The organism is Opitutus sp. sgz309028, assembly GCF_059821195.1.
In genome coordinates, this window is record NZ_JCAMRR010000002.1 from 322,388 (window position 1) to 342,924 (window position 20,537).

Here is a 20,537-nt window from a genome sequence, read left to right on the forward strand (position 1 = left end):
TAGCTGGCGTTGAAGATCGGCACGGAAGGGGAGATGACTCCTGTTTAGCAGGAGTCTTGCCACGCGTGCCGGTGACGCGGGCGGTGTCAGCGCGTCCAGCCGGCGTTCGCGGCGGAGATGGCTTGAAAATAGACCGCGACGACCAGCTCGCCGGACGTGGCGCTGGTTTTCAGGCAATCGGCCATCGTGGCGGGTGCGGAGGCGTCGGCCGACGGCTGGGCCGCGAGTTGCCGGGCGAGTGCGAGACCGTCCGCCGGCGTGGCGGTGTGAAGGGAGGTGGGAAGGAGATTGATCATGACAAAGGCAGCGGAGGTTGGAAACGGCGGCGGCCCCCGGAAATGCCGGGGGCCGCACAAAGAGCGGCGTTACGCGCCGGGCGGAGCCGGCGCCGCCACGAGCGGACTTACGCTTGCGCGGCAGGAGCGTGAGCGCCGAGTTGCGAGGTGAACTCGCTCAGGTCGAGCCCGAGCGCACGCGCGACGCCGACACCGTAATTCGGATCGGCGCGGAAGAAGTGACAGATCTGGCGGAGCTGAATCTCCTGCGGCACGCCGTTCATGTGACGCGCGATGTTGCCGAAGAGGCGCTCCTTCTGCTCGGGTGTGAAGAGGCGGAAGAGATTTCCGGGCTGCGTGTAGTCGTCGTTGCCCGCGCGGTGATTATAGCGATCGGCGTCGCCTTCGATTTTCAATGCCGGTTCGTTGAAGGCCGGACACTCCTTCGGGCCGTTGAAGGAGTTGGGCTCGTAATTCGGCGAGCTATCCTTCGAGAAATCAAAACGCATCGCGCCGTCGCGCTGGTAATTGAAGACCGGGCAACGCGGCGCGTTGACGGGCAGTTGTTGGTAATTCGCGCCAATGCGATAGCGTTGCGCATCGGCGTAGGAAAAGATGCGCGCTTGAAGCATCTTGTCCGGCGAGTGGCCGACGCCCGGGACGATGTTCGATGGCGCGAGCGCGGCCTGCTCGACCTCCGCGTGATAGTTCTGCGGATTGCGGTTGAGCTCGAGGATGCCGACCTCGAGGAGCGGAAACTCGCCGTGCGGCCAGACCTTGGTGAGATCGAACGGATTGAACTTCCACGTCCGCGCCTGCTCCTCGGTCATCACCTGGATGCAGAAGCGCCAGCGCGGGAAATTTCCGTCGGCGATCGCGTGGAAAAGATCGGCCTGCGAAGACTCGCGGTTGCGACCGACGATCTCGGCGGCTTCCGCGTCCGTGTAGGTCGCGATGCCCTGCATCGACTTGAAGTGAAATTTCACCCAGTGGCGCTCGCCGATGGCGTTGATGAACGAATACGTGTGAGAACCGAAACCGTGCATCTGGCGCAGATTGCGCGGAATGCCGCGGTCGCTCATCAGGATCGTCACCTGATGCAGCGACTCGGGCGAGAGCGACCAGAAATCCCACGCGGCGACGTTGTTGCGGAGATTGGTCTGCGGGTCGCGCTTCTGGGTGTGGATGAAGTCGGGGAACTTGAGCGGATCGCGCAGGAAGAAGACCGGCGTGTTGTTGCCGACGATGTCCCAGTTTCCTTCCTCCGTATAGAAACGCAGCGCGAAGCCGCGCACGTCGCGTTCGGCGTCGGCCGCGCCGCGCTCGCCGGCGACGGTGGAGAACCGGAGAAACGTTTCGCAGGTGTTGCCGACCTTCGCGAAGAGCTTCGCGGACGTGTATTTCGTGATGTCGTGCGTGACGGTGAACTTGCCGTAGGCGGCCGAGCCTTTCGCGTGCACGACGCGCTCCGGGATCCGCTCGCGATTGAAGTGCGCGAGTTTCTCGAGCAGCCAGAAATCCTGCAGGAGCACGGGGCCGCGCGGGCCGGCCGTGAGCGTATTCTGGTTGTCGCCGACCGGAATGCCGGAGGCGGTGGTGAGCTGAGGTGCGGTAGACATGAAAATCGGGAGATCGCCCGCGAGCGCGCGGGACGACGGAGATTATCAGCTCGTCGGAAAATGGAGAAAGACTAAGTTCCGCTTTCAGAAATAGGAAACGCCTATGGAGCTGCACCAACTACGCTACTTCGTCGCCGTGGCGCGCACGCGGAACTTCAGCCGGGCGGCGGAACGCTGCCGCGTGGCCCAGCCTTCGCTCAGCCAGCAGATCATGAAGCTGGAACAGGAGCTCGGAGAGCGGCTGTTCGAGCGCACGAAACGCGCGGTGTCGCTGACGCCGGCGGGCGAGCTGTTCCGCCAACATGCCGAGCGCGTGCTGGACGAGGTGGAACTGGCCGCGGACAGCGTGCGGGAGGCGGGCGGAGTGCTGCGCGGCCGGATCGCGCTCGGCGCGCTGCCGACGGTGGCGCCGTATTACCTGCCGGAGCGGTTGCGGGCGTTTTCGACGTCGTATCCACAGGTTGAAGTCGTGGTGCACGAGGATACCACCGATGCCCTCGCCCGCGCGGTGCTCGGCAAGGAAATCGATCTCGCGCTGCTGAGCTTGCCGGTGGAGCGCGCAGGGCTGGCGGCGGAGGCATTTTTCGACGAGCCGCTGCTGGTGGCGATGCCGGCGGGGCACCGCCTGGCCGGCCGGCGCGCGCTGAGTCTCGACGATCTGGCGGTGGAGGCCTTCATTTTGATGAAGGAGGGACACTGTCTCGCCGGGCAGGCCCTGCAGTTCTGCCGGTTGAACGGATTCGCGCCGCGGGTGAGTTTTCGCAGCGCGCAGATCGAGACGGTGCTGGCGTTTGTCGCCGCGGGCTGGGGCGTGTCCATCGTGCCGGCGATGGCGAAGAAGCCCGAAATCAAAGGTGTGCGCTATCGCGCGCTCGGAGGCATGACGCGGTCGATCGGTATCGTGCATCGCGAAGCCCGACCGCTGAGTCGCGCGTCACGGGCGCTGGTGGATTTCCTGCGCGGAGGGGAAAAGTAACGTTTGCCGGGCAGCGCGCGGGTCGCGGCGGACGCCTGATTCTCGTGAATCGCCGCGGCGATCCCGGGCACGCACTCCCGTCGCGACAGCGAGGAGACGCGGGCGAGCGGAAGCGCCTTCAAGGCGTGCAATTGGGGCGCGGCTGTGTAGGGTCGGGGACCGTGCCGGCTGGCGTCGTGAGTTGGCGACCTGGGCCGCGCAGCCCCTTTATGCCTACAGCCATTGTCATGTTGAAAATCGAGCCGCGCAAAGTCACCGGCACGGCCGAAAAGCTGCTCGAGATCCGCGATATCACCGAAGTCTACTCCGTCTCGGGACGTTTCGATTTGCTGGTGATCATCAAGAGCGAATCGCTCGACAAGATCGAATACGTGATCACCGACGAGCTGCTGAGAACCGAAGGTATCGTCGACAGCGAGACGATGTTCGCCTTCCGCAGCTACGACAAACGCGAGGGCGGTCGCGCCGTCGACGTCGACTGACGCTCATCGTCCCGCCACCTCCGCGAAAACACCCCAAACCAGAGTGTCATCTATTATATGACACTCTGGTTTGGGTCGGAATGAGGAGGTGCGGAGAGCGGGAGATAGAAATCGAGGGGCGCGGTGCGGGCCGGCAATTCTTGATCGGGAACGCCCGGCGAAATCAGAGCGCGTGGAGGGCGCTCTTGCTGACGGCGAGGCCGGCTTCCTTCACGGCTTCGCTCATGGTCGGGTGCGCGTGGATCGTGCGCGCGAGGTCTTCGGCGCTGCCGCCGTATTCCATGTGCGTGACGATTTCGCTGATCAATTCGCCGGCGTTGTGACCCAGAATCTGGGCGCCGAGAAGCTTGTCCGTCTTCGCGTCCGCGATGACCTTCACGTAACCATCGGTGGCGCCGGCGGCGATGGCCCGCCCGTTGGCGGCGAAGTTGAACTTGCCGACGTTCACCGCCAGGCCCTTGGCCTTCGCGGCGTCCTCGCCGAGGCCGACAGACGCGACTTCAGGCGACGTGTAAACGATCGCGGGCACGAGATCCCAGTTGATGTGACCGGCTTTGCCGGCGATCCACTCGGCGACGGCGACGCCGTCCTCCTCGGCCTTGTGCGCGAGCATCGGACCGGCCACGACGTCGCCGATCGCCCAAACGCCGGGCGCGGTGGTGCGCAGGTGCGCGTCGACTTTCACGCGCTTCTTTTCGTCGAGCTGCACGCCGGCTTTTTCGAGCGCGAGACCGTCGGTGTAGGGACGGCGGCCGACGGAGACGAGGACCTTGTCGGCGGGAAACTCGAGCTTCTTGCCATCGCGCTCCGCGGTGAGCACGCCCTTGGCGAATCCGGTGACCTTGGCGCCGGTTTCGATCTTCAGGCCCTGCTTCGTGAGGAGGCGGGTGAAGTTGCGCACGATATCGTCGTCGTAGTTTGCGACGATCTTCGGCAGGAATTCGACGACCGTGACGTCGCTGCCGAGGCGGGACCAGACGGAGCCGAGTTCGAGGCCGATCGCGCCGCCGCCGACGACCACGAGTTTCTTCGGCACGGAATCGAACGCGATCGCGTGATCGGAGGAAACGACGGTCTTGCCGTCGAACTTGAGGAACGGGAGCTCGACGGGCGCGGAGCCGGTGGCGATGACGATGTTCTTCGCGGTCACCTCGGAGGGTTGGCCGGAGGCGGGCTCGACCTTCACGGTGTTGGCGGAAACGAAAGAGGCCGTACCCGTGATTACGGTGATCTTGCGGGCCTTGGCGAGCTGGGCGACGCCGCCGACGAGTTTCGTGACGACCTCGTCCTTGTGCTTCATGAACGTCGGCAGATCGACGTCGACGGAGCCGAGCTTGATGCCGTGGGTGCCGGCATGCTGTTTCGCCCAGGTGACGTGTTCGCTGGCGTGCAGGAGCGCCTTGCTGGGAATGCAGCCGACGTTGAGGCAGGTGCCGCCGAGCGTGGCGCGCTTGTCGATCAGCGCGACCTTGAGGCCGAGTTGAGCGGCGCGAAACGCGCAGACATAGCCGCCGGGGCCGGCGCCGAGGACGATAAGATCGAAGGAGTCCATAGCTGAGAGTCTAGAGCTGAGAGCAAGAAGGTTGGTCCGAGACTCCAGGCTCTCAGCGCTAGGCTCTCGGCTCGCGTTTGCGCCACGCGATCGTCAGACCGCGAGGAGCAAACGCGTGGGGTCCTCGATGGCTTGCTTTACTTTCACGAGGAAGGTGACGGCCTGCTTGCCGTCGACGAGACGGTGGTCGTAGCTGAGCGCGAGATACATCATCGGGCGGATCACGACCTGACCGTTGATGGCGACGGGGCGTTCGTTGATCGCATGCATGCCGAGGATGGCGCTTTGCGGCGGATTGATGATCGGCGTCGAGAGCATCGAGCCGAAGATGCCGCCATTGGTGATCGTGAACACGCCGCCTTCGAGATCGGCGAGCGTGATCTTGCCCTCGCGCGCTTTCGTGGCGGCGCTAGCGAGTTCCTTTTCGATGTCGGCCATCCCGCGGGTGTCGCAGTCGCGCACGACGGGGACCATGAGGCCCTTCTCGGTGGAGACGGCCACGCCGACATCATAGTAGTGATTTTCGACGATCGTATCTCCGTCGATCTGGGCGTTGATCGCCGGCACTTCGCGGAGCGCGTGGACGACGGCTTTGATGAAGAAGCTCATGAAGCCGAGCTTCACGCCGTTCTTCTTCACGAAGTCGTCCTGATATTTTTTCCGCAGCTCCATCACGCCGGACATGTCGACCTCGTTGAAGGTAGTCAGCATGGCGGCGTCGTGCTGCGCGGAGACGAGGCGTTGCGCGATTTTCTGCCGCAGCGGCGACATCTTCTTGCGCGTCTGACGGTGCGTCGCTGGTGCGGGCGCCGCGGTTTGAGATTTCAGATTTGAAATCTGAGATTGCGGCGCCGGGGACGTCGTGGCGGCGAGCATGTCACCCTTGGTGACGCGACCGCCTTTGCCGGTGCCGGAGACCTTGGCGGGATCGACGCCGGTTTCCTCGGCGAGACGGCGGACGGCGGGCGAGACGGCGGAGGACTTTGCTTTCGTTTCACCGGCGCCAGCGGCCGCGGCCGCCTGTTCGGTCTGCGGCGGGGCGTAGGGATTGGGCGTGGCGGAGGTCGCGGTGGCGTCCTTGCCGGTGGAAACCTGCGGCGCGGCGGCGACGTCGGTGTCGATCCGGGCGACGACCTCGCCGATCTTCACTTCGGCGCCGGCTTCGACGGCGAAGGTGATCTTGCCGGCGGCTTCGGCGGTGCCTTCCGACGTGATCTTGTCGGTCTCCAGTTCGAAGAGCGGCTGGTCCTTCTGGACGACATCGCCGTTTTGCACGTGCCATTTGGCGAGGATGCCGGAGCTGATCGACTCGCCCATCGGCGGGATTTTGACTTCGAGTTGGGGCATGAGAGGGAGGCGCCGGTGGCGCGGAGATCGGAGTTGGGAGATCGAAGAGGGGGTGGGAGGCGTCAGAGGTTGAACGCGTCCTGGAGGAACGCGGCCAGTTCGAATTTGTGGAGCGCGAGGGCGCCGACCGCGGGGGACGCGGCGGCGTGGCGACCGGCGTAGAGCGGCAGGAAACCGAAGATCCGGTAGAGCTGGGGGGCGATGAACGTCCACGCGCCCATGTTCTGCGGCTCCTCCTGGCACCAGACGACGCGGGCACCGGCGTATTTGTCGGCCAGCTCGGCGAGCTTGTCGGTATGGAGCGGATACAGCTGCTCGACCCGGACGATGGCGACGTTGGCGAGCTTGGAGCGGTCGCGGAAGTCGCAGAGATCGTAATAGACCTTGCCCGAGCAGAAGATGACGCGTTCGGGTTTTTGCGGCGCCTTCGGGTCGTCGAGGACCTCCTGGAAATTGCCGGAGTGAAACTCCTCGAGGCGCGAGGTCGCGGCCGGATGGCGCAGGAGCGATTTCGGCGACATCACGACGAGCGGCTTGCGGAAATCGCGCTTCATCTGCCGGCGGAGGCAGTGGAAGAAGTTCGCCGGGGTGGTGATGTTGACGACCTGGATATTGTCCTCGGCGCAAAGTTGCAGGAAGCGCTCGAGGCGGGCGGACGAGTGTTCCGGGCCCTGGCCCTCATAACCGTGCGGCAGCAGGAGGACGATGCCCGAGACGCGCTGCCACTTCGATTCGCTGCTGGAGATGAACTGGTCGATCACGACTTGGGCGCCGTTGGCAAAATCGCCGAACTGCGCCTCCCAGAGGCAGAGCATCTGGGGATAATCCATCGAGTAGCCGTAATCGAAACCGAGCACCGCGGCTTCGGAGAGCAGCGAGTTGTAAACGCAGAACCCGGCCTGCTGCGGATCGAGGTTCTTGAGCGGAACGTATTTTTCGCGCGTTTCGTAGTCGTAGAGCACCGCGTGGCGGTGGCTGAAAGTGCCGCGCTCCGTATCCTGACCGCTGAGACGCACCGGCGTGCCTTCGAGCAGCAGCGTGCCGAACGCGAGGGCCTCGCCGAAGCCCCAGTCGATCGGGCCGCCCTCGCGATGAGCATGGGCGCGATTGTCGAGGAAGCGCTTGATCTTCGGGTTGATCTTGAAGTGCGGCGGAATCGTGGTGAGTCCGGCGACCACGCGGTCGATCACCTCGGGGCTGACGCCCGTGTTGATGTTCGAATGGCGATAGCCCGGTTGGATGAAGCCCGTCGAGCCGTGGAATTTCCGGGCTTCGATCGCCTTCGATTCCTGCGCGCTACGGGCCACTTCCTTTTCCTTTTCGCGAGCCTTGGCGCGTTCGAGGTTGGCTTCGAGTGCGGCGGTGTATTCGGCCTTGATCGCGTCCGAATCGGCTTGGGCGATCGAACCTTCAGCCACGAGTTTCTCGGTGAGAATCGTCGAGACGAGCGGATGCGCGGCGATCTTGCGATACATCGTCGGCTGCGTGAACGCGGGCTCATCGCTCTCGTTGTGGCCGTGGCGTCGGTAGCAGACCATGTCGATGACGACGTCGCGTTTGAAGCGGACACGAAACTCGAGCGCGAGCTGGGCGACCATGCAGACGGCCTCGGCGTCGTCGCCGTTCACATGCAAGATCGGCGCCTCGATCATCTTGGCGACGTCGGTGCAGTAGCGGGTCGAGCGGGCCTCGGCGGGCAGCGTCGTGAAACCGATCTGGTTGTTGATGACGAGGTGGACCGTGCCGCCGGTGCGGTAGCCGGGGAGCTGCGAGAAATTGAGCGTTTCGGCCACGACGCCCTGACCGGCGAACGCGGCGTCGCCGTGAATGAGAAAAGGCAGGACGCGGCGGCGCTCGTCGGTGTCGCCCCGGACACGCTGGCGGGCGCGGGCCTTGCCCTCGACGATGGGGTTGACGATTTCGAGGTGCGAGGGGTTGGCGGCGAGCCGGATCTCGACCTTCTCCCCGGAACTCGTGTTGAGGATGGCCTCGTAGCCGAGGTGGTATTTGACATCGCCGTCACCGGCGACGGATTCGGGGATGTAGTTTTCCGAGAACTGTTCGAAGAGCAGTTCGAACGGTTTGCGCAGGATGGAGGTGAGGACGTTGAGCCGGCCGCGGTGGGCCATGCCCATGACGATCTCCTCGACGCCGAGCTCGGGGCATTTTTCGATCATGGCGTCCATCGCGGCGATGAACGGCTCCGCGCCTTCGCCGGAGAAACGCTTTTGTCCCACGTATTTCGTGTGGAGGAATTTCTCGAAGAGCTCGGCTTTGTGCAACCGGCGGAGAATGCGGATCTTCTGCTGTTTGGTGAACGACGGCTGGTTGTTCGTCGCTTCCATCCGCTCCTGCAGCCATTCGCGCGCCTCGTGCTGCTGGCAATGCATGTATTCCACGCCGATGTGGCCGCAGTAGGTCTGTTGCAGGGCGGTGAGGATGTCGCGGAGCTTGTGGTGACCGCCGCCCTTGAAGTTCGTGAGGGTGAACGTTTCGTCCAAGTCGCTTTCGCTCAAGCCGAAGTGCGACAACGCGAGCCGCGGGTGCGGCGGCGGCGGATCGCCGAGCGGATCGAGATGGGCCTGCAGGTGCCCGTGGGCGCGGTAGGCGTTGATCAGCCGGGCCACCTGGCCCTGCTTGATGCTGTCGAGAATGTGAACGCCCGCGGCCTGCTCGCTTGTGACGGTCCCTCCGCTGGTGCCGAGGGTGAAGCCTTGGAAAAAGGCACGCCACGTCGGGTCGACGGAGTCGGGATTCTGTTGCCAGGCCTCATAAGCCGCTTCGATCAAGGCGGCATTGGCATTGGCGGACACATTGAGCGCATTCATTGGAAAATATCAGCACATGCCGCCCGCGGCGTGGGTGGGAAAAGCGCAAGGGGCGGTGCATGCGAGAAAGGTCGGAAAAAACATCACGCTACGGCGGTGGACTCAAGCTTGGGGTGGCATCACGCCGGAATTGCAATCCGGCTAAACGAGCGTAACGACGGAATTAGTTTTCGCACGCCGCTCTATGGAAAATCAGATCAAACGCTCGGTGCAGGCCCTGCTCGATGCCATCAAAGCCGCTGACGGCCAGCGCGTTGCCGCGGAGATGACGCAGCTCGATGCCTGGTTGGAAAAGGGGCGGGAAACGCTTCACCCGCAGCTGGTTCACTTTCTTCAGAACCGCAGTTACGCCAAGGCGCTGATGTTTCTGGGCGGCGAAGCGGATATTCCAGTAGGCATCTGCGGCGGTCGCGCCGGAAAAAGCTGAACCATGGCCCACGGAGGAAAAATCCCGACCGATGGCGGCGGCACGCTCGGTCATAATCCTTTCGGGGCGCTGAGCGGTGCCGGGCTGCCGTCCGCGCCGACGACGCCTACGAACGCTGCGGCGGGCGCCCAAAAACCAGCTCCGGCACCGGCGAAAAACCGCGGTCGCGTCGATATCAAACGCGAAACTGGCGGCCGCGGCGGCAAAACCGTCACCGTCATCAGCGGCTTCGTGGGCATCGGTCTCCCGGAGAAGGAACAGCTCGCGAAGAAGATGCGCGCTGCTTGCGGTTGCGGCGGCACGGTGAAGGACGGCCAGATCGAGATTCAGGGCGATCAGCGCGAAACGATCGCGCGCATCCTGACCGAAGCCGGTTTTCGGCCGGTGTTTGCCGGCGGGTGACGAACGAGGACTGGCCGGGAGCGCGACGCCTTCGCGCGCGTTTCGGCTTCCGTTAGATCACGCCGCAAGTCCGGCGGACAACGCGAGCGCGGCCTTGGCGCGATTCAAAATGTAAACGTGATAACCCGGCGCGCCGTGGGCGAGCAGGTCGCGGATCTGCGTCAACGCCCAGTCGACGCCTACCGTCTCGGCGACATCGGCATTTTCGCCGGCGGTCTCGAGCCGGGTCACGAGCTTCGCCGGCAGCGCTGCGCCGCACATCGTGGTGAACCGCTGGATCTGTTTCAGCGACAGCACCGGCATGATGCCTGGCACGATCGGCACGCGAATTCCTGCCGCGCGGCAGCGATCGACGAAGCGGTAGTAGCGGTCGTTGTCGAAAAACAGCTGCGTCGTCACAAACGCCGCTCCCGCGTCGACCTTCTGTTTCAGATGCACAAGATCGAGGTCGGCCGAAGGCGCCTCGGGATGGGTTTCCGGATATCCGGCAACGCCGAGACAGAAATCGGCGTGACGGGATTTCAGCAGCGAAACGAGTTCGTTGGCGTTGCGAAGGCCGTCGGCGGCGACTTGAAACGCGCTCGCGCCTTTCGGTGGATCGCCGCGCAGCGCCATGATGTTGCGGAAGCCGTGTTCGTGAATCCGATCAGCCACCGCCGTGAGTTCCGCGCGCGAATGTCCGACGCAGGTCAGATGCGGCATTACCGTGAAGCCGAATTCGTTTTTCAGCAGATCGCTAACCTGCGCCGTGCGGTCGCGCGTGGATCCTCCGGCGCCGTAGGTGACCGAAACGAAATCCGGCGACATGCGCTGAAGGGCGGCGGCCGTTGCGCGCAGCGCCTCGACGCCGGCATCGTCCTTCGGCGGGAAAAATTCGAGGGAGCGAAGCGGACGCTGTTGCGCGAAAAAGTCGGAAATGGGCCGGTCCGGCGTCATGTGATGTCAACACATGCGGATGTGATGATATGTGGCAAGCGAGGAGTGTGACACGGCCGCAGCGAACGCGAAAAAGAAGGCCCGTTCCGTGGAACGGGCCGAATGCGGGCGGGACGTGGATCGAGGCCGCGCGGAATTATGACTTTGCGGGTTCGTTGGCCGAACCGACGGCGGATTCGGCCGGTTTCGGCGAACCGGCGGGTTTGGCCGGTGCGGGTTCGAAGAGTTCGTCGCGCTTCTGTGGCAGGCCGGTGACGGTCCAGTCGCCAATCTGAAACGCGCGCTTTTGCATCATCGCGTTCACTGGCGCCTTTTCGTCGCTGCTGGTGACAAATGCGAACACAGGGCCGGCGGGGATCGTTTCGAATTCGGGCTCCAGCGGCTTCGCGTCGGTGCTCGCGGCAGGGTCGGATTTTCCGTCGGTGGCGGGCGCGTCCTTTTTGGCGAGGTCGCTCAGCGAGCCGAGCGCGGCCGGGCCGCTCTTGCCGTCCGCGGTCGGCGCCGGCGGCTTCAGCTTCTTTTCCTCGGGCTTGCGGCCGAGGGCGACGGCGTAGGTTTTGCCGTCGAAGGTGGTGAGCGTGAATGTGCGGAGGTGCGCCTTGGCAGCGGCGACTTTTGGGTCGTCGGGCGCAGTCGTATCGGAAAAACGGAGACTGCCGACCGATGACAGCACCGAGGCGATTTTGTCGGCTTTCACCTGCTGGCCGGCCGGCGTTTGCGGCGACGTCCACGTGTCGTCTTTTTTCGCGCGGCTGACGGTGACGGCGCCGCCTTCGGCAAACGGAATCTCGATCTTCGCGATGTCTTCCGGCTTCAGGTTGAGGAGTTGGGCGTTGGCCCAGTTCTTCGGTTCGGCGTCGAGCCAGGCGCGGAAGCTGGCGAGGTAGGCTTTGTTTTCGGAGTCGAAGCGGACGAAGCGGCCGCCGTTGTCGGCGTTCTTGCCCAGAGTGACGGCGGCGAGCGCCTTGCCGGCGGGATCGAGGAGCTCGATCTTGGTATCCTTGAATTCGAGACGCCCGATCCGTTCGGAATTGCTGGTCACGAGCCGCTCGATCTTCGCCTCGGTCAGGTCGCTGACCAGGCGGGAGAGTTTCGAGAAATCCGCGGGCAGGTCGTAATAGTTCGTCACGCGCCAGGTGCCGGAGTCGTCGCGGGTGAGCGTCACGTTCTTGCCCTGGTCGGAGAGAAGAAGCTTCGCGGCGTTCCCAGCGGTGTCGGCGGCGACGAGCGGTTGGCCGAGACGGGCGTCGGCCGATGGCGGCGGCGCGGGGCGGCGAACGACGTAAACGATCGCAGAAAGAACGGCGAGGGCGGCGACGACGATGGCGAGGGTTTTCAGTCTCATGGTCGGAGAGTCGAGAGCTGAGCGCGGCGTCAGCGGCGGCGGGAACGCTGGAACCAGAGGCCGACGGCGCAGACGAGCAGGGGCGCGGCGAGGAGGTTGACGATCAGCAGCCGGTTCCCGAGTGCATCGATGTCTTCGCGGAGCGCGCGGCGGATCTCGCGGCGCTGGGCGCGGAGCGAGGCGGATTGTTTCTGGAAATCCTCGATCGCCTTGGCGATTTCGGGCGAAGCGACGAGGCGGTTGCCCTCTGATTTCTGTCCCTGCAACTCGGTCAGCTTGGTTTGCACGCTCTGCAGCTGCGCCTCGAGCTCGGTGAGTTTCTCCTGATACTTTTTCTGCGCGTCGACCTCCATCTGGCGGACGACTTCGAACGGACGCAGCGAGGTGCCCTTGCCGCGGATCGAGATCAGGTCCTGCGAACCGCCAAGGTATTCGACGGCGTTGGCGGCAAGCGCGAGATTGTCATTGAACGGCTCGGCGGCGGTCTGCCCGAAGAAGTTGAATTTGCGCAGGCTGAAGTCGTCGAAGAGCCAGTCGGTGTCGGCGATGACGAAAAGAGTCGAAGTGGACTTCGACTGTTTGAGCTGAGAGCCCAGAGCTGAGAGCTGAGAGTCGGAGTCCGAGTCGGGCTTGGCGGCGTCTTTGGTTTCGTCGGGCTTGGGTTCATCCTTGGGCGCTCCGTTGGGGAACGCGGAGGTGAACTTTCCTGTAATGACGGCGGCGATGGTTTTCCTGCCGCTGGGCGTGAGTTGTTTCGCGATGTCGTCGGGTTGCGCGAACTGCAACGCTGCCGTGTCGAGTTCGCCGGCTTGATCGGACGTCTGGATGAGCGGCGTGAACGTGAGCGAGCTGCCGGCTTTGGGCGCGAGGCTGCCCGATTCGACGAAGAGGGTGGAGTTGAGTTGCGCGGTGGGGAGCGCGGTGGCGTTGAAGTCGGCTTTGCGCAGGCTGAGCCACACGGGGTAGCGCGCGACGCCGTTGCCGGTTTGGACTTGCGTGGCGTTGACGAGATCGCCGACGACCTTTTGCGGATTGTAGGCGATGCCGTAGGCGTCGAGCAGGGCGTGAAGATCGCTGGAAACGTTTTCCGCGCCGCCGCCCATCATCATCTGCTGCGGGTTGCTCTGGCGCTTGAAATACTGCGACGACGGATCGACGGCGAGGAGGACGGGTTTGCCGGCGAGGAGGAACTGGTCGATCGCGAACTGAAGTTTCGGCGGGAGGTTTTGCGGATGCGCGATGACGAGGACGGCGAGGTTTTCGGGCAGCTCGGTCGCGGTCGGTTCGATGGTAACGATGTCGAACGACTCGCGCCATTCGTCGACGATGAACTGGCTCGGCTGCGGCTGCCGGCGCATCATCATCATCATTTGCATCTCCTGCGGGCTGCTGCCCTGGAGTGGAAGGCTGGTGAGGAGGCCGAGCTTGGGTTTGTCGAATTGCTGGACGCTGTAGATCAGTTTGGAGAGATCGTATTCGAGGAACTGCTCGCGCTGCGGCGTGAAGGCCGGGATGTTTTTTTCCTGGTCGGCCTGGGTGGCGACGAGGCCGAAGAAGAATTGTTCGCCGCCGGTTTGGGCGACCTGCGGTGTGAGGCCGGCGGCGGTGGCGCGTTCCTCCTCGGGCGTATCGGGGCGCGGGTTGATGAGATTGAGCGTGATCTTGCCGCGGGCGGCGCGGGCGTATTGGCGCAGCATTTCCTCCACGCGCGTCGCATAGTTTTTATACGCGATCGGGAGGCCCGTGGCGTTTTTGGAGAAATAAAGATCGAGCGTCAGGGGCTCCTCGATCTTGCCGAGCATCGATTGGGTGCCGGGCGAGAGCGAATAGATGGACTCGGCGGTGAGGTCGGCGCGCGCGGGGATCGACGACGCGAGGTAGTTGACCAGCACGAGACCGACGAAGAGGAGGACGATGGCGAGGGCTTTGCTGCCGGGTTTCATGAGCGCGAAACGAAGTTGGGATTAAGCGCAAAGACGCGGGGAGATCAGCGTTCGAGGCCGACGACGTTGAGGAAGAGCGTGAAGCCGATCAGCGAGAGGAAGAACGCGAGGTCCTTGGGGTCGACGATGCCCTTGGTGAACGCGTCGAAATGCGTGATGAAGCTGAAATTCGAGATCACGTCGACGAGCCACACCGGCAGATAACCGCTGAGAAAACCGGTGAACACGCTCACCCCGAGCAGCGCCATCACGAAGCAAACGAGCACGCTGATGACGAAGCTGATGATCTGGTTTTTCGTGAGCGCGGAGGTCAGCGAACAGATGCCGAGATATCCGCCCGCCATGAGGATCGCGCCGAGGTAGCCGGAGAACATGACGCCCCAATCGGGGTCGCCGAGATACGCGGTGGTGAAGATCAGCGGGAAACTGAGGAGAATCGCGATGGCGGTGAAAGCCCACGCCGCGAGAAATTTTCCGACCACAGCCTCGAGCGTGGTGATGGGCAGCGTGAAGAGCAGCTCGACGGTGCCGGTGCGTTTTTCCTCGGACCACAGCCGCATGCCGGCGGCGGGAATCAGAAAGAGAAACAGCCAGGGCAGGTAGATGAAGAAACTCTCGAGGCTCGCGGAATTGGCGCGGAAGAACTGGCCGAGAAAGAAGGCGCAGCCGACCGTCGCGAGCGAGAAGACGATCAGGAACACGTAGGCGACGGGCGAACGGAAATAGCCGAGGAATTCGCGTTTGAAGACAGGCGTGATCTGGCGCATGGGGTGGGAAAAGTAGCGAGTAGCGAGTAGCGAGTAGCGGGTAGCGAGTAGGGAGTAGACGGGAGCGCGTTGGCGGAATGCTCGCTACCCGCTACTCACTTAGCTACTGGTCGGAACTGGTGAGGCTGCGGAAAATTTCGTCGAGGCGGGCGCCCGGTTGGCGCGCGCGGAGCTCTGCGGGCGTTTCGTCGACGACGATCCGGCCTTGGGAAATGATGATGACGCGGGTGCAGATCGCATCGACCTCTTCGAGGATATGCGTCGAGAGGATCACGGCCTTTTCGGCGGCCATCGCCTTGATGAGCGAACGCACCTCGTTTTTCTGGTTGGGATCGAGGCCGTCGGTCGGCTCGTCGAGCACGAGCACGGGCGGATCGTGCAAGAGCGCTTGGGCGAAACCGACGCGCTGCTTGTAGCCCTTCGAAAGCGTTTCGATCGTCTGCGTGCGCACGGTGCCGAGATGGGTGAGGGCGACGGCGCGCTCGATCGCGGCGCGGCGGGCATCGGCGGTGCGCAGGCCGCGGACTTCGGCGATGAAGCCGAGAAATTCGTCGACGGTCATTTCCGGATACGCTGGCGCGCTTTCGGCGAGGTAGCCGAGCCGGGTTTTCACCGCGACGGGATCGTCGGTGACATCCACGCCGTCGACGGTCGCGGTGCCGGCGTCGGGCCGCAGAAACCCAGTGAGCATTTTCATGGTCGTCGACTTGCCGGCGCCGTTGGGGCCGAGGAAGCCGAGGATGTCGCCGCGGTTGACGCGAAACGAAATGCCGTCGACGGCACGCTTTGAACCGAAGGTTTTAACGAGGCCTTTGACTTCGATCATGGGGAAGCGGAGAGCCGTGAGAAAAAGCGACGCGAAAAGGGTTCCGCGAAGTCGTCACGGCAACAGGAAGCTGTGGCTAAAAAATGTGAGAGCGCGGGCGGCAAGCGGAAAATCCGGCGCGCTCCGCGGGCGCGCCCGATCGCGTCGATGACGCGTGCCGGCCGGGGTGGTTACTTGACAGCGTTCGCGGCTGCGACTCTCTGGCCGTCAGACCACCGGCGATTGTTCTGGATTCGCGCGCCTACCGGAGGTCGGCGCCCGAACACTCCCTGCATGAAATATTGGATCTTTTTGTTAATCGCCGCCGTGTTCGAGGTGGGCTGGGCGATCGCGTTGAAATACACGGACGGCTTCACGCGGCTGTGGCCGTCGGTCGCGACCTTGGCGATGCTGGCGGTCAGCTTTTATCTGCTGGCGCTCGCGGCTCGCGGGCTGCCGATCGGCACGGCCTACGCGGTGTGGACCGGTATCGGCGCAGCGGGGACGGCGCTGCTCGGGATGGTGCTGTTGAAAGAGCCGGCGACCGTGGCGCGACTGGTGTGCCTCGGGCTGATCGTCGCGGGCGTGGTGGGCTTGAAGGTTTTCGGCGGCGCGAGCGAAACGTGAGCCGGCCGAAAGCCGCTCGCTAGGCCGACGTCGCGGCGAGCTCGCGTTCCTTCTCCGTTTTCAGGCGGAGCTGCCCGCACGCGGCGTCGATGTCGTGGCCCTTTTCGCGTCGCAACGTGACGGAGACGCGCGCGTCGCGAAGGATGTCGGCGAATTTTTCCTGACGCGTGAGCGAAGGCCGTTTCCACGGCAGCCCCTCGACGGTGTTGTAGGGGATCAGGTTGACGTGCGCGTGGAGATCGCGGGCGATGTCGCGGAGCTTTTCCGCCTGCTCGAGCGAGTCGTTCACGTCCTCGATGAGGATGAACTCGAGGGTGACCATGCGGCCGTGTTTCTCGGAAAACGCCTTCACTGCCGGGATGAGTTTTCCGAGTGGGAAAGCCTTGTTCACCGGCATGATCTTCTCGCGGACCTCGTCGGTCGCGCCGTGCAGCGAAATCGCGAGCCGGATGCCGAGCGGCTCATCGGCGAGCTTCAGGATTTTCGGCACGAGTCCGCTGGTGGAAAGCGTGATGCGGCGGGCGCCGAAACCGAGGCCCCACTCGGCGTTCACGATCGTGAGCGCGCGGATGATGGCGTCGTAATTGGCGAGCGGTTCGCCCATGCCCATGACGACAATGTTGTCGAAGGAGGCGAGTTCGGCGCGCGCGCGCGTGGTGCGGGCGTCCTCGCGGTAGCAAACCTGCAGAAGTTGGGCGACGATCTCGCCGGCGGAGAGATCGCGTTTCAAACCGGCGAGGCCGCTGGCGCAAAACGCGCACGCCATCGCGCAGCCGACCTGAGTCGAGATGCAGATCGTTTTGCGCGAATGATCGACGCCGACGCCCTCCTGGGGCGCGCGGATGATGACGGTTTCGATCAGCGAACGATCGCGCAGCTCGAGCAGGAGCTTGTCGGTGACGTCGGCCGATTGTTTGCCGATCACGAGATCGGCCGGCATGAAATCGAACGACTCGGCGAGCCACGCGCGCAACGGCTTCGACAGATTCGTCATGTCATCCCACGAACGGGCGCGCTTCTTGTAGAGCCACTCGAGAATCTGCTTGGCGCGAAACGCCGGCTCGCCGCGCGCACGCAGTTTTTCGGTGAGCGACTCGAGAGTCTCACCGGTGAGCGGCGGCTTGGCGGGTTGGAACTTCATGGAAAAGGAAACGAGCCCACAGAAAGCACAAAAACCGCAAAAGCAGAAAATGATTTTGCGCGGATCCGGCCTTTTGCTGATTACTTGAACCCAGCCCAACGCGTCGGGTGCGACGCGAACCCCCTTCCCCATGAACCGAATACTCGCTACCGTCCGCGTGTGCCTGGGCCTGTCAATGCTTGCCGCCAGCGCCGCCGCCAAGGAGTTTATCGAGCGTTTCGATCCGGCCTTCGATCGGCTCGTCGCGGCGGACGCGAAGATCGAGCGCCTGGCCGAGGGATTTACGTGGTCGGAAGGACCGGTTTGGTATGACGGCGCGCTGCTGTTTTCCGATGTGCCGAAGAACGTCGTCTATCGCTGGGCGGAAGGGATGAAGCAGGCGGACGTGTTTTTGCAACCGAGCGGACTGCTGGAGCCGAATCCGGCGTTTCGCGAGCCGGGCAGCAACGGCCTCGCGGTCGACCGGCAGGGCCGGCTGCTGCTGTGTCAACATGGCGAGCGCCGCGTGGCGCGCTGGGAGAAGGGAAAGTTCACGAGCTTGGCCGAGCGTTGGGAAGGGAAGCGTTTCAACACGCCGAACGACCTCGCGGTGCGCCGCAAGGGCGACGTGTATTTCACGGATCCGCCGTATGGTTTTCGCGAGATGGACGACTCGCCGTTGCGGGAAATCCCGTGGCATGGCGTTTACCGCGTGACCGCCGACGGGGCTGTGACGCTGCTCACGAAGACGATTCGCTATCCGAACGGCATCGCGTTTTCGCCGGACGAAAAAACGCTCTACGTGAGCTCGACGGAAAACGGCAATCCGCACGTGCAGGCTTTCGATGTGCAACCGGATGGGACGCTGGCGAATGAACGCCTCTTCTTCGATGCGCGGCCTTTGAGCAAAAAAGACGCGCCGGGTTCGACCGATGGATTGAAGGTCGATCGCGACGGCAACGTCTGGACGTCGGGGCCGGGCGGAATCCTCGTGATCACGCCGGCGGGAAAGTTGATCGGGCGCCTCAACACCGGCGTGCCCACCGCCAACTGCGGCTGGGGCGAGGACGGCGGCACGCTCTACATCACGGCCAACAACGCGCTGCTGCGGGTGAAAACGCAGACCAAAGGCGCGGGCTGGTAAGTGGCAGCGCTTCGGTTGGGTTGTAGGGCAGGAGCGGGAGACCCGCCCTACAACGAACCACGGATTGGTCAGCGTTTCGCGAGCACGCGGTTCAGCGCGCTGACGATCGCTTTGATCGATGCGAGCTCGATGTTCGTATCGATCCCGGCGCCGAAGAGCGTGTGACCGCGCTCGGTTTTAATCTGGATATACGAAACCGCGCGCGCCTCGGCGCCTTTGCCGAGCGAGTGCTCCGAATAGGACAACACCTCGAACTTCGGCAGCGGCGTGGCGGCGAGCGCGCGCACAAACGCGTCGATCGGGCCGTTGCCGTCGGCGGACAGTTTGTGCACCTGGCCGTCGATCGCGATCTGCGCCTTGCACGTCACGGCGCCGTCGCGCTCGGTGGTCTTGAAGTGATCGAGCGCCACGGGCGCGCGGCGCTGCAGGTATTCGCGCTGAAATGCGTCGTGGATGTCGGCCGCCGTGAGCTCGGTGCCCTTGGCATCGGCGAGGTCGTTGATGATCTTGCCGATCTCCTTGTGCATGAGCTTGGGCAGCGCGAAACCGAACTCGTGCTCGAGGATGTAGGCGACGCCGCCTTTGCCGGACTGGCTATTGATGCGGATGATCGCCTTGTAGCTGCGGCCGATGTCGGCGGGATCGATCGGGATGTAGAGCACGTCCCACGGCTGATCCGGCTTTTGCACGGACCAGGATTTCTTGATCGCGTCCTGGTGCGAGCCGCTGAACGCGGTGAACACCAGCTCGCCCACGTAAGGTTGGCGCGGATACACCTCCAGCTTCGTGCAACGCTCGTAGACCTCGCGGATGTGGTTGATGTCCGAGAAATCCAGGTTCGGGTGGACGCCGTGGGTGTAGAGGTTCAGGGCGACGTTGACGATGTCGAGGTTGCCGGTGCGTTCGCCGTTGCCGAACAGCGTGCCCTCGACGCGGTCCGCGCCGGCGAGCAGGGCCAGTTCGGTGGCGGCGACGCCGGTGCCGCGATCGTTGTGCGTGTGCAGCGAGACGATGGTGCGGTCGCGCCGCGTCAGGTGCGTGCACATCCATTCGATCTGGTCGGCGTGGACGTTCGGCGTCGCGTATTCGACGGTCGCGGGCAGGTTGAGGATGATCTTGTTTTCCGGCGTGGGCTGCCAGACGTCGGTGACCGCCTCGCAGATCTGCAGGGCGAATTCCAGCTCGGTGCTGGTGAAGCTCTCCGGCGAATATTCCAGGCGCAGGCGCGTGCCGCTGGCGACCAGCGGAGTCATGCGGGCTTTCAGGAAGGCGACCGCGTCGGTGGCGATCTTGACGATCGCGGGACGGTCGGCGTTGAAGACGTAGCGCCGCTGGGCGGGCGAGGTGGAATTATACAGGTGGAAAATGACGCGCTTGGCGCCTTGCAGCGCTTCCAGCGAACGCGTGATCAGGTCCTCGCGGCACTGGCACAGGATCTGGATTGCGACGTCGTCGGGAATGCGGTTCTCCTCGATCAGCCGACGGCAGAAATCGAACTCGATCTGCGACGCGGAGGGGAAGCCGACCTCGATTTCTTTGAAACCGATTTTCACCAGCAGGTCGAAATACTCGAGCTTCTCCTCGACGCTCATGGGCTGGGCGAGGGCTTGATTGCCGTCGCGGAGATCGACGCTGCACCAGACGGGAGCGCGGGTCAGGGTGCGGTTGGGCCACTGGCGATTGGGCAGAGAAACGGGCGGAAACGGACGGTATTTGCTAACGGGAGCAGATTGCATGAGCGAACGTGTTTTAACTGAAAAATGCGGACGGAAACAGACCTAAAACCACGCCGGCCTGACGAGGCGGCGGACTAACCCAGGCGGAGACGCACGACCGGCCGCTAAGCGGCGATTTAGAGATCGTGCGCGGACGTAAGTCGAAGGAGAGCCTGGGCGAAAATTCGCATCAAGAGTGCTTCGTCTATCGGTGCGGAGGCGCAAAA

At 63.8% G+C, this 20,537-nt stretch carries 18 protein-coding genes; 5 read left to right on the forward strand and 13 right to left on the reverse strand.

Annotated features, from left to right (window positions below):
• Positions 1 to 86 precede the first annotated feature (86 nt).
• Positions 87 to 296 carry a hypothetical protein gene (locus tag AC6RV7_RS07150; RefSeq protein WP_500093229.1) on the reverse strand — a complete coding sequence of 70 codons (210 nt, stop codon included), beginning with the start codon at positions 294 to 296 and terminating at the stop codon, positions 87 to 89.
• 107 nt (positions 297 to 403) lie between these two features.
• Entirely contained in the window at positions 404 to 1,894 is a 1,491-nt protein-coding gene (locus AC6RV7_RS07155; protein ID WP_500093230.1) for a catalase, read from the reverse strand.
• Between the two features lie 103 nt (positions 1,895 to 1,997).
• On the opposite strand from AC6RV7_RS07155, the gene AC6RV7_RS07160 reads away from it, so the two are divergent.
• Together AC6RV7_RS07160 and AC6RV7_RS07165 are read left to right on the forward strand one after the other, a co-directional pair.
• Entirely contained in the window at positions 1,998 to 2,870 is an 873-nt protein-coding gene (locus tag AC6RV7_RS07160) for a LysR family transcriptional regulator (protein ID WP_500093231.1), read from the forward strand.
• Between the two features lie 209 nt (positions 2,871 to 3,079).
• The gene (locus AC6RV7_RS07165) at positions 3,080 to 3,352 is read left to right on the forward strand and encodes an Lrp/AsnC family transcriptional regulator (RefSeq protein ID WP_500093232.1); all 273 of its coding nucleotides are present in this window, start codon (positions 3,080 to 3,082) and stop codon (positions 3,350 to 3,352) included.
• Between the two features lie 163 nt (positions 3,353 to 3,515).
• On the opposite strand, the gene lpdA is transcribed toward AC6RV7_RS07165, so the two are convergent.
• From lpdA to AC6RV7_RS07185, 4 genes are all read right to left on the reverse strand, one after another.
• On the reverse strand, positions 3,516 to 4,904 hold the full coding sequence (gene lpdA / locus AC6RV7_RS07170; RefSeq protein ID WP_500093233.1) for a dihydrolipoyl dehydrogenase: 1,389 nt from the start codon (positions 4,902 to 4,904) through the stop codon (positions 3,516 to 3,518).
• 93 nt (positions 4,905 to 4,997) lie between these two features.
• Entirely contained in the window at positions 4,998 to 6,251 is a 1,254-nt protein-coding gene (gene odhB, locus AC6RV7_RS07175; protein ID WP_500093234.1) for a 2-oxoglutarate dehydrogenase complex dihydrolipoyllysine-residue succinyltransferase, read from the reverse strand.
• Positions 6,252 to 6,313: 62 nt separating this feature from the next.
• Positions 6,314 to 9,079, reverse strand: a complete 2,766-nt coding sequence (locus AC6RV7_RS07180) for a 2-oxoglutarate dehydrogenase E1 component (RefSeq protein WP_500093235.1) — start codon at positions 9,077 to 9,079, stop codon at positions 6,314 to 6,316.
• Between the two features lie 163 nt (positions 9,080 to 9,242).
• The gene (locus AC6RV7_RS07185; RefSeq protein WP_500093236.1) at positions 9,243 to 9,518 is read right to left on the reverse strand and encodes a hypothetical protein; all 276 of its coding nucleotides are present in this window, start codon (positions 9,516 to 9,518) and stop codon (positions 9,243 to 9,245) included.
• Here AC6RV7_RS07185 and AC6RV7_RS07190 point away from each other — a divergent pair.
• Positions 9,510 to 9,908 (forward strand): translation initiation factor, encoded by a 399-nt coding sequence (locus tag AC6RV7_RS07190; RefSeq protein WP_500093237.1) that lies wholly within the window; start codon positions 9,510 to 9,512, stop codon positions 9,906 to 9,908. The genes AC6RV7_RS07185 and AC6RV7_RS07190 overlap by 9 nt on opposite strands.
• A 57-nt stretch (positions 9,909 to 9,965) precedes the next feature.
• On the opposite strand, the gene metF is transcribed toward AC6RV7_RS07190, so the two are convergent.
• The 5 genes from metF to AC6RV7_RS07215 all read right to left on the reverse strand — a co-directional run bounded on the left by metF (position 9,966) and on the right by AC6RV7_RS07215 (position 15,725).
• Entirely contained in the window at positions 9,966 to 10,844 is an 879-nt protein-coding gene (gene metF / locus AC6RV7_RS07195; RefSeq protein ID WP_500093238.1) for a methylenetetrahydrofolate reductase [NAD(P)H], read from the reverse strand.
• A gap of 136 nt (positions 10,845 to 10,980) precedes the next feature.
• On the reverse strand, positions 10,981 to 12,189 hold the full coding sequence (locus AC6RV7_RS07200; protein WP_500093239.1) for a DUF4340 domain-containing protein: 1,209 nt from the start codon (positions 12,187 to 12,189) through the stop codon (positions 10,981 to 10,983).
• Positions 12,190 to 12,218: 29 nt separating this feature from the next.
• Positions 12,219 to 14,132 carry a GldG family protein gene (locus AC6RV7_RS07205; protein ID WP_500093240.1) on the reverse strand — a complete coding sequence of 638 codons (1,914 nt, stop codon included), beginning with the start codon at positions 14,130 to 14,132 and terminating at the stop codon, positions 12,219 to 12,221.
• A 44-nt stretch (positions 14,133 to 14,176) separates the two neighbouring features.
• Positions 14,177 to 14,899: an ABC transporter permease subunit gene (locus tag AC6RV7_RS07210; RefSeq protein WP_500093241.1), complete on the reverse strand. Its 723-nt coding sequence runs from the start codon at positions 14,897 to 14,899 to the stop codon at positions 14,177 to 14,179.
• A gap of 103 nt (positions 14,900 to 15,002) precedes the next feature.
• A complete protein-coding gene (locus AC6RV7_RS07215; RefSeq protein ID WP_500093242.1) occupies positions 15,003 to 15,725 on the reverse strand; it encodes an ABC transporter ATP-binding protein in 723 nt (240 codons plus the stop codon).
• Between the two features lie 273 nt (positions 15,726 to 15,998).
• Between AC6RV7_RS07215 and sugE the strand changes: the two genes are divergently transcribed.
• Positions 15,999 to 16,331, forward strand: coding sequence for a quaternary ammonium compound efflux SMR transporter SugE (gene sugE, locus AC6RV7_RS07220; RefSeq protein ID WP_500093243.1), 333 nt, complete (start codon positions 15,999 to 16,001; stop codon positions 16,329 to 16,331).
• Positions 16,332 to 16,350: 19 nt separating this feature from the next.
• On the opposite strand, the gene rlmN is transcribed toward sugE, so the two are convergent.
• Positions 16,351 to 17,472, reverse strand: a complete 1,122-nt coding sequence (gene rlmN, locus AC6RV7_RS07225) for a dual-specificity RNA methyltransferase RlmN (RefSeq protein ID WP_500093244.1) — start codon at positions 17,470 to 17,472, stop codon at positions 16,351 to 16,353.
• Between the two features lie 130 nt (positions 17,473 to 17,602).
• Here rlmN and AC6RV7_RS07230 point away from each other — a divergent pair, with 130 nt between their 5' ends.
• On the forward strand, positions 17,603 to 18,595 hold the full coding sequence (locus AC6RV7_RS07230) for an SMP-30/gluconolactonase/LRE family protein (protein WP_500093245.1): 993 nt from the start codon (positions 17,603 to 17,605) through the stop codon (positions 18,593 to 18,595).
• A 68-nt stretch (positions 18,596 to 18,663) separates the two neighbouring features.
• On the opposite strand, the gene leuA is transcribed toward AC6RV7_RS07230, so the two are convergent.
• Entirely contained in the window at positions 18,664 to 20,331 is a 1,668-nt protein-coding gene (leuA, locus tag AC6RV7_RS07235) for a 2-isopropylmalate synthase (protein ID WP_500093246.1), read from the reverse strand.
• Positions 20,332 to 20,537 lie beyond the last annotated feature (206 nt).

Bases quoted from the DNA above. Each gene is read 5' to 3' on its own strand.
- AC6RV7_RS07150 (WP_500093229.1), bottom strand. From the start codon at position 296: ATGATCAATCTCCTTCCCACCTCCCTTCACACCGCCACGCCGGCGGAC.
- AC6RV7_RS07155 (WP_500093230.1), bottom strand. From the start codon at position 1,894: ATGTCTACCGCACCTCAGCTCACCACCGCCTCCGGCATTCCGGTCGGC.
- AC6RV7_RS07160 (WP_500093231.1), top strand. From the start codon at position 1,998: ATGGAGCTGCACCAACTACGCTACTTCGTCGCCGTGGCGCGCACGCGG.
- AC6RV7_RS07165 (WP_500093232.1), top strand. From the start codon at position 3,080: ATGCCTACAGCCATTGTCATGTTGAAAATCGAGCCGCGCAAAGTCACC.
- lpdA (WP_500093233.1), bottom strand. From the start codon at position 4,904: ATGGACTCCTTCGATCTTATCGTCCTCGGCGCCGGCCCCGGCGGCTAT.
- odhB (WP_500093234.1), bottom strand. From the start codon at position 6,251: ATGCCCCAACTCGAAGTCAAAATCCCGCCGATGGGCGAGTCGATCAGC.
- AC6RV7_RS07180 (WP_500093235.1), bottom strand. From the start codon at position 9,079: ATGAATGCGCTCAATGTGTCCGCCAATGCCAATGCCGCCTTGATCGAA.
- AC6RV7_RS07190 (WP_500093237.1), top strand. From the start codon at position 9,510: ATGGCCCACGGAGGAAAAATCCCGACCGATGGCGGCGGCACGCTCGGT.
- metF (WP_500093238.1), bottom strand. From the start codon at position 10,844: ATGACGCCGGACCGGCCCATTTCCGACTTTTTCGCGCAACAGCGTCCG.
- AC6RV7_RS07200 (WP_500093239.1), bottom strand. From the start codon at position 12,189: ATGAGACTGAAAACCCTCGCCATCGTCGTCGCCGCCCTCGCCGTTCTT.
- AC6RV7_RS07205 (WP_500093240.1), bottom strand. From the start codon at position 14,132: ATGAAACCCGGCAGCAAAGCCCTCGCCATCGTCCTCCTCTTCGTCGGT.
- AC6RV7_RS07210 (WP_500093241.1), bottom strand. From the start codon at position 14,899: ATGCGCCAGATCACGCCTGTCTTCAAACGCGAATTCCTCGGCTATTTC.
- AC6RV7_RS07215 (WP_500093242.1), bottom strand. From the start codon at position 15,725: ATGATCGAAGTCAAAGGCCTCGTTAAAACCTTCGGTTCAAAGCGTGCC.
- sugE (WP_500093243.1), top strand. From the start codon at position 15,999: ATGAAATATTGGATCTTTTTGTTAATCGCCGCCGTGTTCGAGGTGGGC.
- rlmN (WP_500093244.1), bottom strand. From the start codon at position 17,472: ATGAAGTTCCAACCCGCCAAGCCGCCGCTCACCGGTGAGACTCTCGAG.
- AC6RV7_RS07230 (WP_500093245.1), top strand. From the start codon at position 17,603: ATGAACCGAATACTCGCTACCGTCCGCGTGTGCCTGGGCCTGTCAATG.
- leuA (WP_500093246.1), bottom strand. From the start codon at position 20,331: ATGCAATCTGCTCCCGTTAGCAAATACCGTCCGTTTCCGCCCGTTTCT.